The sequence below is a fragment of the Pseudogulbenkiania sp. FW507-F1 genome (genome assembly GCF_058781125.1).
The window spans coordinates 126,154-139,486 of record NZ_JBYSWM010000010.1 but is presented as its reverse complement, the minus strand read 5'-3'; the positions used below and the strand labels follow the sequence as shown (position 1 = coordinate 139,486).

8 protein-coding genes are annotated in these 13,333 nt (G+C 70.7%); 6 read left to right on the top strand and 2 right to left on the bottom strand.

The annotated features are described in order from the left end of the window. The 6 genes from AC3WG5_RS08915 to xdhC all read left to right on the top strand — a co-directional run. A partial coding sequence (locus AC3WG5_RS08915; RefSeq protein ID WP_492568445.1) for a hypothetical protein occupies window positions 1-403 on the top strand: 403 nt, incomplete at its 5' end. 120 nt (window positions 404-523) lie between these two features. After that, the gene (locus AC3WG5_RS08910) at window positions 524-799 is read left to right on the top strand and encodes a DUF5676 family membrane protein (protein ID WP_008954780.1); all 276 of its coding nucleotides are present in this window, start codon (window positions 524-526) and stop codon (window positions 797-799) included. A 24-nt stretch (window positions 800-823) separates the two neighbouring features. Further along, complete coding sequence (locus tag AC3WG5_RS08905; protein WP_492568444.1) at window positions 824-3,160, top strand: heavy metal translocating P-type ATPase; 2,337 nt, start codon at window positions 824-826, stop codon at window positions 3,158-3,160. Window positions 3,161-3,483: 323 nt separating this feature from the next. Then, window positions 3,484-4,974 (top strand): xanthine dehydrogenase small subunit, encoded by a 1,491-nt coding sequence (xdhA, locus tag AC3WG5_RS08900; protein ID WP_492568443.1) that lies wholly within the window; start codon window positions 3,484-3,486, stop codon window positions 4,972-4,974. Beyond that, entirely contained in the window at window positions 4,971-7,289 is a 2,319-nt protein-coding gene (xdhB, locus tag AC3WG5_RS08895) for a xanthine dehydrogenase molybdopterin binding subunit (RefSeq protein ID WP_294866070.1), read from the top strand. Before xdhA ends, xdhB begins: the two co-directional genes overlap by 4 nt. A gap of 1 nt (window position 7,290) precedes the next feature. Next, a complete protein-coding gene (gene xdhC, locus AC3WG5_RS08890; RefSeq protein WP_492568442.1) occupies window positions 7,291-8,274 on the top strand; it encodes a xanthine dehydrogenase accessory protein XdhC in 984 nt (327 codons plus the stop codon). A 261-nt stretch (window positions 8,275-8,535) separates the two neighbouring features. Here xdhC and AC3WG5_RS08885 read toward each other — a convergent pair whose 3' ends face one another. Beyond that, the gene (locus AC3WG5_RS08885) at window positions 8,536-10,557 is read right to left on the bottom strand and encodes an oxidoreductase (RefSeq protein WP_492568441.1); all 2,022 of its coding nucleotides are present in this window, start codon (window positions 10,555-10,557) and stop codon (window positions 8,536-8,538) included. A 155-nt stretch (window positions 10,558-10,712) separates the two neighbouring features. Then, window positions 10,713-13,202, bottom strand: a complete 2,490-nt coding sequence (locus AC3WG5_RS08880) for a PAS domain-containing protein (protein ID WP_492568440.1) — start codon at window positions 13,200-13,202, stop codon at window positions 10,713-10,715. Window positions 13,203-13,333 lie beyond the last annotated feature (131 nt).

The following is a 13,333-nucleotide window of genomic DNA, read 5'->3' as shown; positions in this document are numbered from 1 at the left end:
CCTCTCCCGCCGCCCCCTGCAGCTCCTCTGCCGCCTGCTGCTGGCGCTGTGGGTGTTTGCCTGCGCGGCGGGCGCTCTCGAGGGCTGCCTGGCCGAGCAACCGTTGGCGGCGGGCCCGGCCGTCCTGAGCGCCGACCCGTCGGACGCGCCCGCTTCGGCGCCGGCCTCGCACCACGCCGCCTGCCAGTCCTGGTGCGCCAACCTGGGCAGCGCGACCAGCGCCTCCCAGCCGGCGCCGGCCGCTCCCTTGGCGACCCCCGTGCTGCTGCTGTGGCTGCTGCTGCCCATGATCCTCCCGCCCCTCTGCCGCCACGGCCGGGCCTCCCGGCCGCGCCAGGCGGCGTGGCCGGCCACCTCACCCCCTTCCTTCCTGCTCCGGTTGTTCCAGCGTTTCAACCAGTAGCGTCCGCGCCCTCCGGATGACCGGAGCGCGCGCCGTGTCGCCGTCGGCGGCAAGCTCATGCCGCGACGAGGCGTGGCGCCGCCCGGCCTGTTGCCACCCTCACCAGCCAAGGAGTCTGCCATGGCCCTGTTCCCCCCTTGGAAAACCGGCCTCGCCCTGGCCCTCACCATGGCGTTCAGCTACATCGTGTGCGCCCTCCTCTACCGGCAGTGGCCCGCGCAGGGCATCGACTTCCTCAACGCCCTGTTCCACGGCCTCGATTTTCACAAGCTGGCCAGCCCGGCCCCGTTCACGCTCGCCGTCTTCCTCTACCCGCTGGTCGTGCTGACGGTATGGGGCTTCGTGGTCGGCACGGTGTTCGCGTGGCTGCACACGCGGCTGCACGGCTGCCGCTAGCGGCGCAATGAAAGGAGAATGACGATGGCACGCGTCAGCGACCCGGTCTGCGGCATGCAGATCGACCCGGCCACGGCCCAGTCCAGCCAGGAGTACCGCGGGCAACGCTACTGGTTCTGCTCGGCGCACTGCCAGCAGCAGTTCGCCGCCGCGCCGGAGCGCTACGCCCCCGTTAGCGCCACCGGTGGCGCCAGCACGCCCCCGCCCGCGGCCGCGGCGATGCCGCCGGCCGCAGCAAGCGGTGCCAGCGGCCGTGCCAAGGACCCGATCTGCGGCATGCTGGTGGACAAGGCCAGCGCGCTCAGCACCCAGCGCGGCGGCCGTACCTATTACTTCTGCAGCGACAGCTGCCTGCGCACCTTCGAGTCGCCCGAGCACGAACTGAAGGCGATGAAGACGCGGGTCACCATCGCGCTGACCGGCGTGCTGGCGCTCGCGATGCTGCGCGCCGGCGCCTTCCTGGCGCTCGCCGCCGGCGCCACGCTGCTGTCATGGGCGCCGATTCCGGCCCTGCCCTGGCTGACCTGGGGCATGTGGCTGTTCCTGCTGGTCACGCCGGTGCAGTTCATCGGCGGCTGGAGCTTCTACAAGGGCGCCTGGAACGCCATCCGCACCCGCAACATCAACATGGATTTCCTGATCGCGCTGGGCACCTCGGTGGCCTACTTCTACAGCGTGGCGGTGCTGTTCTTCCCGGCCATCCTGCCGGTCAAGGTGGCCGAGCGCGACGTCTATTTCGAAGTGTCGGCGGTGATCATCGCCTTCGTGCTGCTCGGGCGCTACATGGAGGAGATCATCAAGAAGAAGTCGTCGGCGGCGGTGCGCCATCTGCTCGACCTCAAACCGGCCACGGCGCACGTGCGGCGCGACGGCGTGGAAACCGACATCCCGGCCGAGAGCATCATGGTGGGCGAAACGGTGCTGGTGAAGCCCGGCGAGAAGGTGCCGACCGACGGCGAGGTGATCGAAGGGCAGTCCAATCTGGACGAGTCGATGCTCACCGGCGAATCGATGCCGGTGGCGAAGCGCCCCGGCGCACCGGTGATCGGCGGCACCCTGAACGGCGCCGGCGTGTTCGCCTTCCGCGCCACCCGCATCGGCGCCGACACCGCGCTGGCGCAGATCATCCGCATGGTGGAAGAGGCCCAGGCCAGCACCGCGCAGATCCAGCGCCTGGCCGACACCGTCACCGGCTATTTCGTGCCGGCGGTGGTCGGCGTCGCCGTGCTCGCCTTCCTGGGCTGGTGGCTGGCCGGCCACTTCCCGCAAGGGCTGCTGGCCTTCATCGCGGTGCTGATCATTTCCTGCCCGTGCGCGCTGGGCATCGCCACGCCGGCGGCGCTGATGGTTGGCGTCGGCAAGGGGGCGGACGGCGGCATCCTGATCCGCGGCGGCGAGGTGCTGGAGCGGGCGGAAAAGCTCACCACCATCGTGTTCGACAAGACCGGCACCCTGACGCGCGGCGAGCCGAACGTCACCGATATCGTGCCGTTCGACACTCACGACGCGGCGCAGGTGCTGGCTCTGGCCGCCGCGGTGGAAACCGGCTCGGAGCACCCGCTGGGGCAGGCCATGGTGAGGGCGGCACGGCAGCGCGGCCTGTCGCTGGCGCCGGCCGGCGCCATCACCGGCATCGCCGGCCACGGCATCCAGGGCGTGGTGGAGGGGCGCACGGTGCTGCTCGGCAACCGCCGCCTGTTCGCCCGGGAAAACATCGCGATCGACGCGGCGGCAGAGACCCTGGCGCGCCTGGAGGCGGACGGCAAGACCGCCATGCTGGTGGGGGACAACGGCCGCCTGATCGGCGTGATCGCCGTAGCGGACACGCTGAAGCCGGAGGCCGCCCAGGCCGTGGCCGCCCTCGCGGCGCGGCGGATCAAGGTCGTGCTGCTGACCGGCGATAACCGGCGCACCGCCGAGGCGATCGCCCGGCAGATCGGCATCGCGCAGGTGATCGCCGAGGTGCTGCCGGAGGACAAGGCCAAGGTGATCCGCCAGCTGCGCGACGCGGGCGAGGTGGTGGCGATGGTGGGCGACGGCGTCAACGATGCGCCGGCCCTGGCGACCGCCGACATCGGCATCGCCATCGGCTCCGGTTCCGACGTGGCCAAGGAGACCGGCGGCATCATCCTGATCCGGAACGACGTGCGCGACGTGGTGGCGTCCATCCAGCTGTCGCGCGCCACCATGGGCAAGATCAAGCAGAACCTGTTCTGGGCCTTCATCTACAACAGCATCGGGATTCCCATCGCGGCGCTGGGCCTGCTCAACCCCATCCTGGCCGCGGCGGCGATGGCGCTCAGTTCGCTGTCGGTGATCGTCAACTCGGCGCTGCTCAAGCGGGCGCGTATCGGGCTCTGAGCGCAGCAGCGCCATGGCGGTGCAACGGCGGGCGTAGCTGGGCTGCGCCGCGCTCTCGGTCGCGGTGGCGGGCGGCGTGCTCTACGTCCATGGCGTCGCGCCGGCGACGCTGGCCATAGCGCTGGCGCTGTTGCTTTGCCCCGTGCGGGTGGTGTGGCTCATCGTTTGCCGGGTACGGCGCACGACGTTTACCGAGGCGCTGTCCCCCACTGACCCGCCGCCCGGCAGCCGGGCCGGCGACGCCCCAAGCTGGCAAGCCTCGCCTGCCCGACTATCTTTATAGAAACCGGGCCGCCGCCCGGCAGCCCAGCGGACAGCACAGCATGGAACAACGGCCGATCCAGTTCTACTACCAGGGCGACATCGTGCGGGTGCAGCAGCAGCCCCCCACCCGCACCGTCCTGCAATTCCTGCGCGACGAGCGGCACGCCACCGGCAGCAAGGAAGGCTGCGCCGAGGGCGACTGCGGTGCCTGCACCGTGGCGGTGGGCGAGCTGCGCCACGGCAAGCTGGTCTGGCGCAGCGTCAACGCCTGCCTGATGCTGCTGCCGGCGCTCGACGGCAAGGCGCTGCTGACGGTGGAGGACGTGGCCGCGCTGGCGCCGGACGGGCTGCACCCGGTGCAGCGGGCGCTGGTCGAGCAGCACGGCTCGCAATGCGGTTTCTGTACCCCGGGCTTCGTGATGTCGCTGTTCGCACTCGCCAGCCAGCACCCCGGTGCCGGACGCGCCGAGGTGATCGACGCGCTGTCCGGCAACCTGTGCCGCTGCACCGGCTACCGCCCCATCATCGACGCCGGCGTCGCCGCCTGCGCGGCCCCTGCCTGCCTGCCGGACCCGGAGCCGATCGTCGCCGCCTTGCAGGCGCTGGCCACGGCCCCGGCGCTCGATTACCGCGCCGGCGGCGCCCGTTTGCGCAGCCCCCGCACCCTGGCCGAGCTGGCGGAACTGTACGCCGCCGTCCCCGAGGCGCGGCTGCTGGCGGGCGGCACCGATCTCGGGCTGTGGGTCACCAAACAGCTGCACGAGCTGCCCGAGCTGATTGCGCTGGCGCACGTGGACGAGCTGAAAACCATCGAGCACGATCCCGAGTGGCTGCGCATCGGCGCCGCGGTGACGCTGACCGACGCCTTCGCCGCGCTGGTGGCCGAGTACCCGGAGCTGGCCGAGCTGGCGCGGCGCTTCGCCTCGCCGCCGATCCGCAACGCCGCCACCCTGGCCGGCAACGTCGCCAACGGCTCGCCGATCGGCGATTCGATGCCGGCGCTGATCGCGCTGGGGGCACGGCTGCGGCTGCACCGGCTCGGCGCCGAACGCGAGCTGGCGCTGGAAGACTTCTACCTCGGCTACCAGCACAACGCCCTGGCGCCGGGCGAGTTCGTGCGTGCCGTACTGGTACCGCGCCGTAGGCCATCCAACGCCGCCCCGTTCATCCGCGCCTACAAGGCGTCCAAACGCTACGAACAGGACATCGCCACGGTGTTCCTGGCGCTGGCCATCACGCGCGACGACAGCGACGTGGTGCAGGACGCCCGACTGGCCCTGGGCGGCATGGCGGCGGTGCCGGCACGCGCGTCCCAGGCCGAGGCGGCGCTGATCGGGCGGCCGTGGAATGCGGTGGCGGTGGAGACGGCGATGAACGAACTGCAGCACGACTTTTCGCCGCTGTCGGACCTGCGCGGCCGCGCCGACCACCGCCAGCGCCTGGCACGCCGGCTGCTGTGGCGGGCCTGGCTCGACAGCCAGGGGATGACGCCGCTGCAGCTCGACGAGCTGGAGCCGATCGCGCTGCCCGCGCCGGAGGAAACCCTATGAGCACGCCACCACCGCCAGCGCACGACCACGTCGGCCTGCCCTATGCGCACGACAGCGCCCGGCTCCACGTCACCGGCCGTGCCCGCTACACCGACGACCTGCCGGAACTGCCCGGCACGCTGCACGCCGCGCTCGGCTGCGCCGAGGTCGCCCACGGCCGGCTCAGCGCGCTCGATCTCGACACGGTGCGGCAGCTGCCGGGGGTACGCGCCGTGCTCACCGCCGCCGACCTGTGCCACGGCACCAGCTGCGGCCCGATCGAGCCGGACGACCCGATCCTGTGCGCGGGCGAGGTGAGCTTCTTCGGCCAACCTTTGTTCGCCGTCGCCGCCGACAGCGTCGAGATCGCGCGGCGCGCGGTACGGCTGGCGTGGGCCGAATACGAGACGCAGCCGGCGCACCTCGACATCGCCAGCGCGCGCGCCGCCGCCGACTACGTGCTGCCGCCGGTGGAGATGCAACGCGGCGACGCCGCGGCCGCCCTGCAACAGGCGCCGCACCGCCTGCAGGGGCAGCTGAGCGTGGGCGGCCAGGAGCACTTCTACCTCGAAGGGCAAGTCAGCTACGCCGTGCCGCGCGACGACGGCGGCCTGCAGCTCTACTGCTCCACCCAGCACCCGAGCGAGATGCAGCAATTGGTGGCGGAGGCGCTCGGGCTGCCGGCGCACGCGGTGACGGTCGAGTGCCGCCGCATCGGCGGCGGCTTCGGCGGCAAGGAAACGCAGTCGGCGCAGTGGGCCTGCCTAGCGGCGCTGTTGGCGCAGCGCACCGGCCGCCCGGTCAAGCTGCGCCTGGACCGCGACGTCGACATCGCCGTCACCGGCAAGCGCCACGACTTCGCCTACGACTACGACGCCGGCTTCGACGACAGCGGCCGCCTGCACGGCCTCGAGCTGACCCTGGCGGCGCGCTGCGGCCATTCCGCCGACCTGTCCGGCCCGGTCAACGACCGCGCGCTGTTCCACGTCGACAACGCCTACTACCTGGACGCGGTGACGCTGCACAACCTGCGCCTCAGAACACACACGGTGTCGAATACCGCCTTCCGCGGCTTCGGCGGGCCGCAGGGCATGTTCGCCATCGAGAGCGTGCTCGACGACATCGCGCGCACCCTGCAATGCGACCCGCTGGTGGTGCGGCGCGCCAACTTCTACGGCGCGGCGCCGCGCGACACCACGCACTACGGCATGACCGTGGCGGACAACGTGCTGCCGGAGCTGGTGGACCAGCTGGAACGCGACAGCCACTACCCGGAACGCCGCCACGCCATCGCCGCCTTCAATGCCGCCAGCCCCGTGCTCAAGCGCGGCCTGGCGCTGACCCCGGTCAAGTTCGGCATCGCCTTCACCGCCACCCACTACAACCAGGCCGGCGCGCTGGTGCACGTCTACCTCGACGGCAGCGTGCTGGTCAGCCACGGCGGCATCGAGATGGGCCAGGGCCTGCACATCAAGGTGCAGCAGGTGGTGGCCGAGGAACTCGGGCTGCCGCTGGAGCGGGTGCGCATCGGCGCCACCGACACCGCCAAGGTGCCCAACACCTCGGCCAGCGCCGCCTCCTCCAGCGCCGACCTCAACGGCCAGGCCGCGCGCCAGGCCGCCGGGGCGATCCGCACCCGGCTGGCCGCGCTGTTCGCCGTGCTCTACGGCTGCCACGCCGCCACGGTCGAATTCAAAGGGGGACAGGTCTGCTCCGGCGAACACCGGCTCGACTTCACCGAGCTGGTGACGCTGGCCTACCGCCGCCGCCTGCCGTTGTGGGAGGCCGGCTTCTACCGCACGCCCAAGATCCACTACGATGCCGACACGCGCCAGGGCCGGCCGTTCTACTACTTCGCCTACGGCGCGGCGGTGAGCGAGGTGGCGGTGGACACGCTGTCGGGGGCGACGCGGCTGTTAGCGGTGGACATCCTGCACGACGTCGGGCGCTCGCTGAACCCGGCCATCGACCGCGGCCAGATCGAGGGCGGCTTCGTGCAGGGCATGGGCTGGCTCACCAGCGAGGAGCTCTGCTGGCAGCCGGACGGGCGGCTCGCCACGCACGCGCCGTCCACCTACAAGATTCCCACCGCCTACGACGTGCCGGAGCACTTCACGGTCACGCTGTTCGACAACGCCAACATCGAGGAAGGCCTGCACCACTCCAAGGCGGTGGGCGAGCCGCCGCTGATGCTGGCGCTGTCGGTGTTCTTCGCCATCCGCGACGCCCTGGGCTACTGCGCCGCGCCGGGCCAGCGCGTGCCGCTCGCCGCCCCGGCCACGCCGCAGGCGGTGCTTGATGCGCTCGACGCCATCGGCTACCGCCCGGGAGCCTGACATGCCGCCCTGGCTCGCCTCCCTGCCCGCCCTGCTCGCCGACGGCGACGCCGAACTGGTGAGCGTGCTCAAGGTGGCCGGCTCGGCGCCGCGCGAAGCCGGCGCCACGCTGGCGCTGAACCTGACGCAGACAGCCGACACCCTGGGCGGCGGCCATCTGGAGTGGGAAGCCATCGCCCACGCCCGCGCCCGCCTGCTCAGCGCGCCACAAGCGCCGGAGGTCCTGCGCTTTGCCCTCGGTCCGAGCCTGGGTCAGTGCTGCGGCGGCGTGGTGTGGCTGCTGTTCGAACGCGTCGCGGCCGGTGACCGGGCGGCGTGGCAGCGGCGCGCCGAGGCGCTGCGCCAGGGCGCCACGCTGGCACGCGCGCTGGCCGCCGGCGCAGCGGGTTCGGACTGGGTAATGGAAACGGAAGACGACAGCACCACGCGGCTGTCCGGCGGCGCGGACGACGGGCGCTGGCAGCAGCGCTATCGCGCCTGGCGCCGGGAGCTGGCGCTGTTCGGCGCCGGCCATGTCGGCCAGGCGCTGGTGCGGGTGCTGGCGGGCAGCGACCTGCATATCCGCTGGGTCGATCAGCGCGAAGACGCCTTCCTCGCCCCGCTGCCGGACAACGTGGACGGGATCGTCAGCGACGAGCCGACCGACGACGTGGCAAACGCCGCGCCCGGCAGCGCCTACCTGGTGATGACACACCGCCACGACCTCGACCTGGAACTGGCCTGGCACATCCTGCGCCGCGACGACGTGGGCTTCTTCGGCCTGATCGGCTCGCAGAGCAAGCGCGCCCGCTTCGAACACCGCCTCGCCGCGCGCGGCATCGCGCCGGAACGGCTCGCCGCCATGGTCTGCCCGATCGGCCTGCCCGGCATCAGCGCCAAGGACCCGACCTCGATCGCCATCGCGGTGGCGGCGCAGCTGCTGCGCTGGCGCGACAGTACGCAGTCCACCGATTCCGTAGGATGGGTGAAGGCGGCCATGCCGTAACCCATCGTCCCCTTCCGAGGCGGATTGTTGGGCTTCGCTCCGCTCAACCCAACCTCCCCAGAAGGAAACCAGCCGAGCTTGCGCAAGAAATCGTAGCGAGCATCACAGGGCCGGAATCGGGACGAGGGCGATGCAGAGCCGCTATCAAACCCCAGCGTAGCGGTCTTGGCTAGGCGCGCGGCCGCAGACAGTACACCTAGTACGGCAAGGCCGCGCAACAACGCCAAGAGGGGTTTGCTAGCGGCTCTTATTCGCAAGCGCTCAAATCACCGCCGCCAACCTCACCCCCTGATCGATCGCGCGCTTGGCGTCGAGCTCGGCCGCCACGTCGGCGCCGCCGATCAGGTGCACGGTCTTGCCGATGGCCTGGAGCGGCGCCACGAGTTCGCGCAGCGGATCCTGCCCGGCGCACACCACCACGTTGTCGACCGCCAGCAGCTGGGCCTCGCCCTTGATCGTCACGTGCAGCCCGGCGTCGTCGATCCTGTCGTAGCTCACCCCGGACACCATCTGCACCCGCTTCATCTTCAGGCTCTCGCGGTGAATCCAGCCGGTGGTCTTGCCCAGCCCCTCGCCCACCTTGCTGGTCTTGCGTTGCAGCAGGTAGACCTGGCGCGGGCTGGGATGCGGCTGCGGCCCCTGCGGCACGAGGCCGCCGGCCGTCTCGCCTGACATGTCGACGCCCCACTCGCGCATGAACGCCACGGCATCCAGCGAGCTCGACGTGCCCTCGTGGGTGAGGAACTCGGCGGTATCGAAGCCGATGCCGCCGGCGCCGATGATCGCCACGCTTCGGCCAACCGGCTTGCCGTGTTTCAGCACGTCGAGGTAGCTCAGCACCTTCGGGTGCTCGATGCCGGGGATGGCGGGCAGGCGCGGCGCGATGCCGGTGGCGAGGATCACCTCGTCGAAATTCTTGAGGTCGTCCGCCTGCACGCGGGTGTTGAGGCGCAAAGTCACCTCGGTCGTCTCGAGGCGGCGCGCGAAGTAGCGCAGCGTCTCGTGGAACTCCTCCTTGCCCGGAATCTTCTTGGCGACGTTGAACTGGCCGCCGATCTCGCCGGCGGCGTCGAACAGCGTCACGACGTGGCCACGCTCGGCCGCCGTGGTGGCGCAGGCGAGCCCGGCCGGCCCGGCGCCGACCACCGCCAGCCGCTTCGGCGTCGCCGCCGGCGCCAGGTTCAGCTCGGTCTCGCGGCAGGCGCGCGGGTTGACCAGGCAGCTGGTGAGCTTGCCCTGGAAGATGTGGTCGAGACAGGCCTGGTTGCAGCCGATACAGGTGTTGATCTCGTCGCCGCGCCCCGCCGCCGCCTTGTTGACGAACTCCGGGTCGGCCAGGAACGGCCGCGCCATCGACACCATGTCGGCGCAGCCGCTGGCGAGGATGTCTTCCGCCACCTCCGGGGTGTTGATGCGGTTGGTGGTGATCAGCGGAATACCCACCTCGCCCATCAGCTTTTTGGTCACCCAGGCGAAGCCGCCGCGCGGCACCATGGTGGCGATGGTCGGCACGCGCGCCTCGTGCCAGCCGATGCCGGTGTTGATGAGCGTGGCCCCCGCTTTTTCGATCTCCCTGGCGAGCTGCACCACCTCGTCCCAGGTGCTGCCATCCTTGACCAGGTCCAGCATCGACAGGCGGTAAATGATGATGAAGTTGGGGCCGGTGGCGGCGCGCACCGCCTTGACGGTCTCGATGGCGAAGCGGATGCGGTTCTCGAAGCTGCCGCCCCAGCCATCGCGGCGCTGGTTGGTGGCGCGGGCGATGAACTGGTTGATCAGGTAGCCCTCCGAGCCCATCACCTCGACGCCGTCGTAGCCGGCCTGCTGCCCCAGACGGGCGCAGCGTGCGAAGTCGGCGATGGTGCGCCAGATGTCTTCTTCGGAGAGCTCGCGCGGCTTGTAGAAATTGATCGGCGCGATCAGCGGTGAGGCCGACACGCACTGCTCCTGGAAGCTGTAGCGGCCGGAATGCAGGATCTGCAGGCAGATCTTGCCGCCCTCGGCGTGCACCGCCTCGGTCACCAGGCGGTGCTGCGGCACCTCGGTTTCGTGCGCCAGCATCGCCGCCCCTTCGGCCACGCAGCCTTCCGGGTTGGGGCCGACGCCGCCGGTGACGATCAGCCCGACCCCGCCGCGTGCCCGTTCGGCGTAGAACGCGGCCATCTTCTCGAAGCCTTGCGGCGCCTCTTCCAGTCCGGTGTGCATCGAGCCCATCAGCACGCGGTTCTTCAACGTGGTGAAGCCGAGATCGAGCGGGGCCAAGAGCCGCGGGTAAGCCGTCATGGGAAATTCCTCGTGTTGGTGTGGCGGTTTTTTATCGTGTTAGCCTGTGCCACGACAATACTTACTAGTAAGTAAGTTGTCAAACCAGCCCCCGACCGGGCGCGCTGCGCCAAGGGGAAGTGACCGAGAGGGATAGCGCGACGGCGGGGGGCGTCTCAGCGGGCGGGCGGCGACGGGGGCATGGCGCCGGGCCGCGAAGGCGGCAGGTCGCGCAGGTCTTGCAACACCAGCACGGCGCCGATGACGCTGCCGTTGCCGGCACGCACCGGGGCGGCCGAATCGAGCACCGGCACCGCCCGGCCATCGCGGCCGATCAGGACCGCGCCGGGCTGGAGAAACACCGGCTGGCCCTGGCGCAGGCAGGCTTCCACCGGGTCGGCCAGCGGCTGGCCGCTGGCCTGATCGCGCAGCACCAGCACCGTGCTCAGCGGCCACCCCCGCGCCTCGGCCTGGCGCCAGCCGGTCAGCCGCTCCGCCACCGGGTTCATGTAATTGATCACGAGCGTGGTATCGGTGGCGATCACGGCGTCGCCGATGGAGTGCAGCGTGACGCGCCACAGCTCCTTCTCTTCGGCCAGGGCATCGGCCAGCCGGCGCTGCTCGGTGATGTCCCAGTTGGTGCCGGTCATCGCCACCGGCACGCCGTACTCGTCGCAGCGCACCGTCGCCAGGGCGCGGATGTGGCGCACCTGCCCGTCCGGCCACAGCGCGCGAAACTCGGTATCGAGCGGCTTCTTGCCTTGTTGCGCCAGCACCACTTCCTGCAGCGCCCGCTCGCTGTCGTCCGGGTGCAGGCTGTTGTACCAGTACTCCAGCGGCGGATCGCCGTCGCCGGGCTGGCGTCCGTACAGCTCGTACATGCGCTCGTCCCAGATCAGGGTGTTGCTGCCGATGTGCCACTCCCAGATGCCCACCCGCGCCGCCGCCACCGCCAACGCCATGCGCTCGCTCTGGCGCCGGCGCTCGGCCTCGTCGCGCTTCCTGGCGCTGATGTCGGTGTGGGTGCCGATCAGCCGCCGCGGCTGGCCGGCGGCGTCGCGCTCGATCACCACGCCGCGGTCGTGGATCCACAGGGCGTTGTGGCGCTTGTCGAGCAGGCGGTACTCGATGGCGTAACGGCTATCGCGCCCCTGCGCGATGCGCTGCAGCACCACGCGTACCCATTCCTCGTCCTGCGGGTGGATGCGCGACCACCACTCCTCGATATCCTGGCCGATCTCTCCCGGGGCATAGCCCAGCATGCTCTTCCAGGTATCGGAAAAGAACACCGTGCCGCTCACCAGATCCCAGTCCCACACCCCCTGGCCGCTGCCGGACAGCGCGAAGTTCCAGCGCGCCTCGCTCTCGCGCAGCGCTTCCTGGGCCCGCTTCAGCTGGTCGATGTCCTCCACCTGGGCCACGAAGTAAAGCGGCCGCCCATCGCGGTCGCGCACGATAGACACCGCCAGCTGCGCCCACAATTCCCGGCCGTCCTGGCGCAGGTAGCGCTTTTCCATGCGATAGGTGTCGGCGCGCCCCTCCAGCAGCGCGTGGACGTTGGCCAGGTCCAGCTCCAGGTCGTCGGGATGGGTGACGTCCTGGAACGTCAGCGGCAGCAATTCCTCCTCGCGGTAGCCCAACAGCTGGCACAACGCCGGGTTGACCTTGATCCAGTGGCCGCTGGTCGACACCAGCGCCATGCCGATCGCCGCCGCCTGCATGGTGTCGCTGAGTTCCTTGCGGCTGAGCTCGAGCGCCGTCTGCTGACGCTCCAGCGCATCCATCAGCGCCCCCACCATCACCGGCAGCGACACCGTCACCGCCAGCGGCAGGTTGAACCCGGCCGGGCCCCAGCGTTGCAAGCCGGCCAGCACCATCTCCGGGGCATCCAGCGTGGCGGCCACGATCAGCGCCGCCGCGAGCAGGGTCAGGAGGGTCGCGGGGAACAGGCCCAGCAGCATGGCGCTGGCGATCAGCGGAATCTCGGCGAAGATGAACGGGTACGGCAGGTAGCGCACGCCCACGTAGCAGGTCAGCGCCACCAGCAGCGCCAGCGGCAGCACGCGCAGCCATTTCGTCGGAGCCAGCAGTTGGCGCCAGCGCGAGCGGTCGCTCAGCAGCAGCAAGGGCACCAGCACCAGTGCGCCCATGCCGTCGGCGAACCACCAGCTCGGCCAGATGGTGCCAAACGGCACGCCCAGCTCCAGCGCCACCACCAGCGCGCCGGCACTGGCCCCCACCACGGCGGCGCACGGACCAACCGCCAGCAGGCTCAGCGCCGTCAGGCGCAGCGACGACAGGAAGGGTTCGCCACGATGGATGAGCCGCAGCAACAGCGCCCCCAGCGCCACCTCGGCCAGGTTGGCGAGGCCCAGCCCAAACGCCAGCAGCGGCGTGTTGTCGGCCAGCACATTGGCCAGCCCCACCCCGATCAGAAAGGCCAGCGCCAGGGGCAGACGCGCGGCCGCCGGAGCCCGCACCAGCACCGCCATGGCAAAACCGTTGACCAGCCAGATCGCGGCCACGTCGCCCGGCCCGCGCAGCAGCCAGATGCCGAGCCAGGCCAGGCCCAGGCTGGCCAGCCCCATCGCCAGCGCACACAGCCCCATGCCCCGGCGCGGCAGCGGCACAAAGGTGGAAACGGAGGGTGGCGACAGCGTAGACAAGTCGACTCTCCCGGCGCACGCGAACCCGCACGGCCGGGAGCAGGCGGTGCCAGGGTGGGCGTGATGATGAATACCGGCATACCCGGTAGCTATTATGAAGAATAGATGAGGCGAAACGAGAACACCAAGCC

What these genes read in the sequence shown, in the direction of transcription:
- AC3WG5_RS08910 (WP_008954780.1), top strand. Translation starts at nt 524, where the DNA reads ATGGCCCTGTTCCCCCCTTGGAAAACCGGCCTCGCCCTGGCCCTCACC.
- AC3WG5_RS08905 (WP_492568444.1), top strand. Translation starts at nt 824, where the DNA reads ATGGCACGCGTCAGCGACCCGGTCTGCGGCATGCAGATCGACCCGGCC.
- xdhA (WP_492568443.1), top strand. Translation starts at nt 3,484, where the DNA reads ATGGAACAACGGCCGATCCAGTTCTACTACCAGGGCGACATCGTGCGG.
- xdhB (WP_294866070.1), top strand. Translation starts at nt 4,971, where the DNA reads ATGAGCACGCCACCACCGCCAGCGCACGACCACGTCGGCCTGCCCTAT.
- xdhC (WP_492568442.1), top strand. Translation starts at nt 7,291, where the DNA reads ATGCCGCCCTGGCTCGCCTCCCTGCCCGCCCTGCTCGCCGACGGCGAC.
- AC3WG5_RS08885 (WP_492568441.1), bottom strand. Translation starts at nt 10,557, where the DNA reads ATGACGGCTTACCCGCGGCTCTTGGCCCCGCTCGATCTCGGCTTCACC.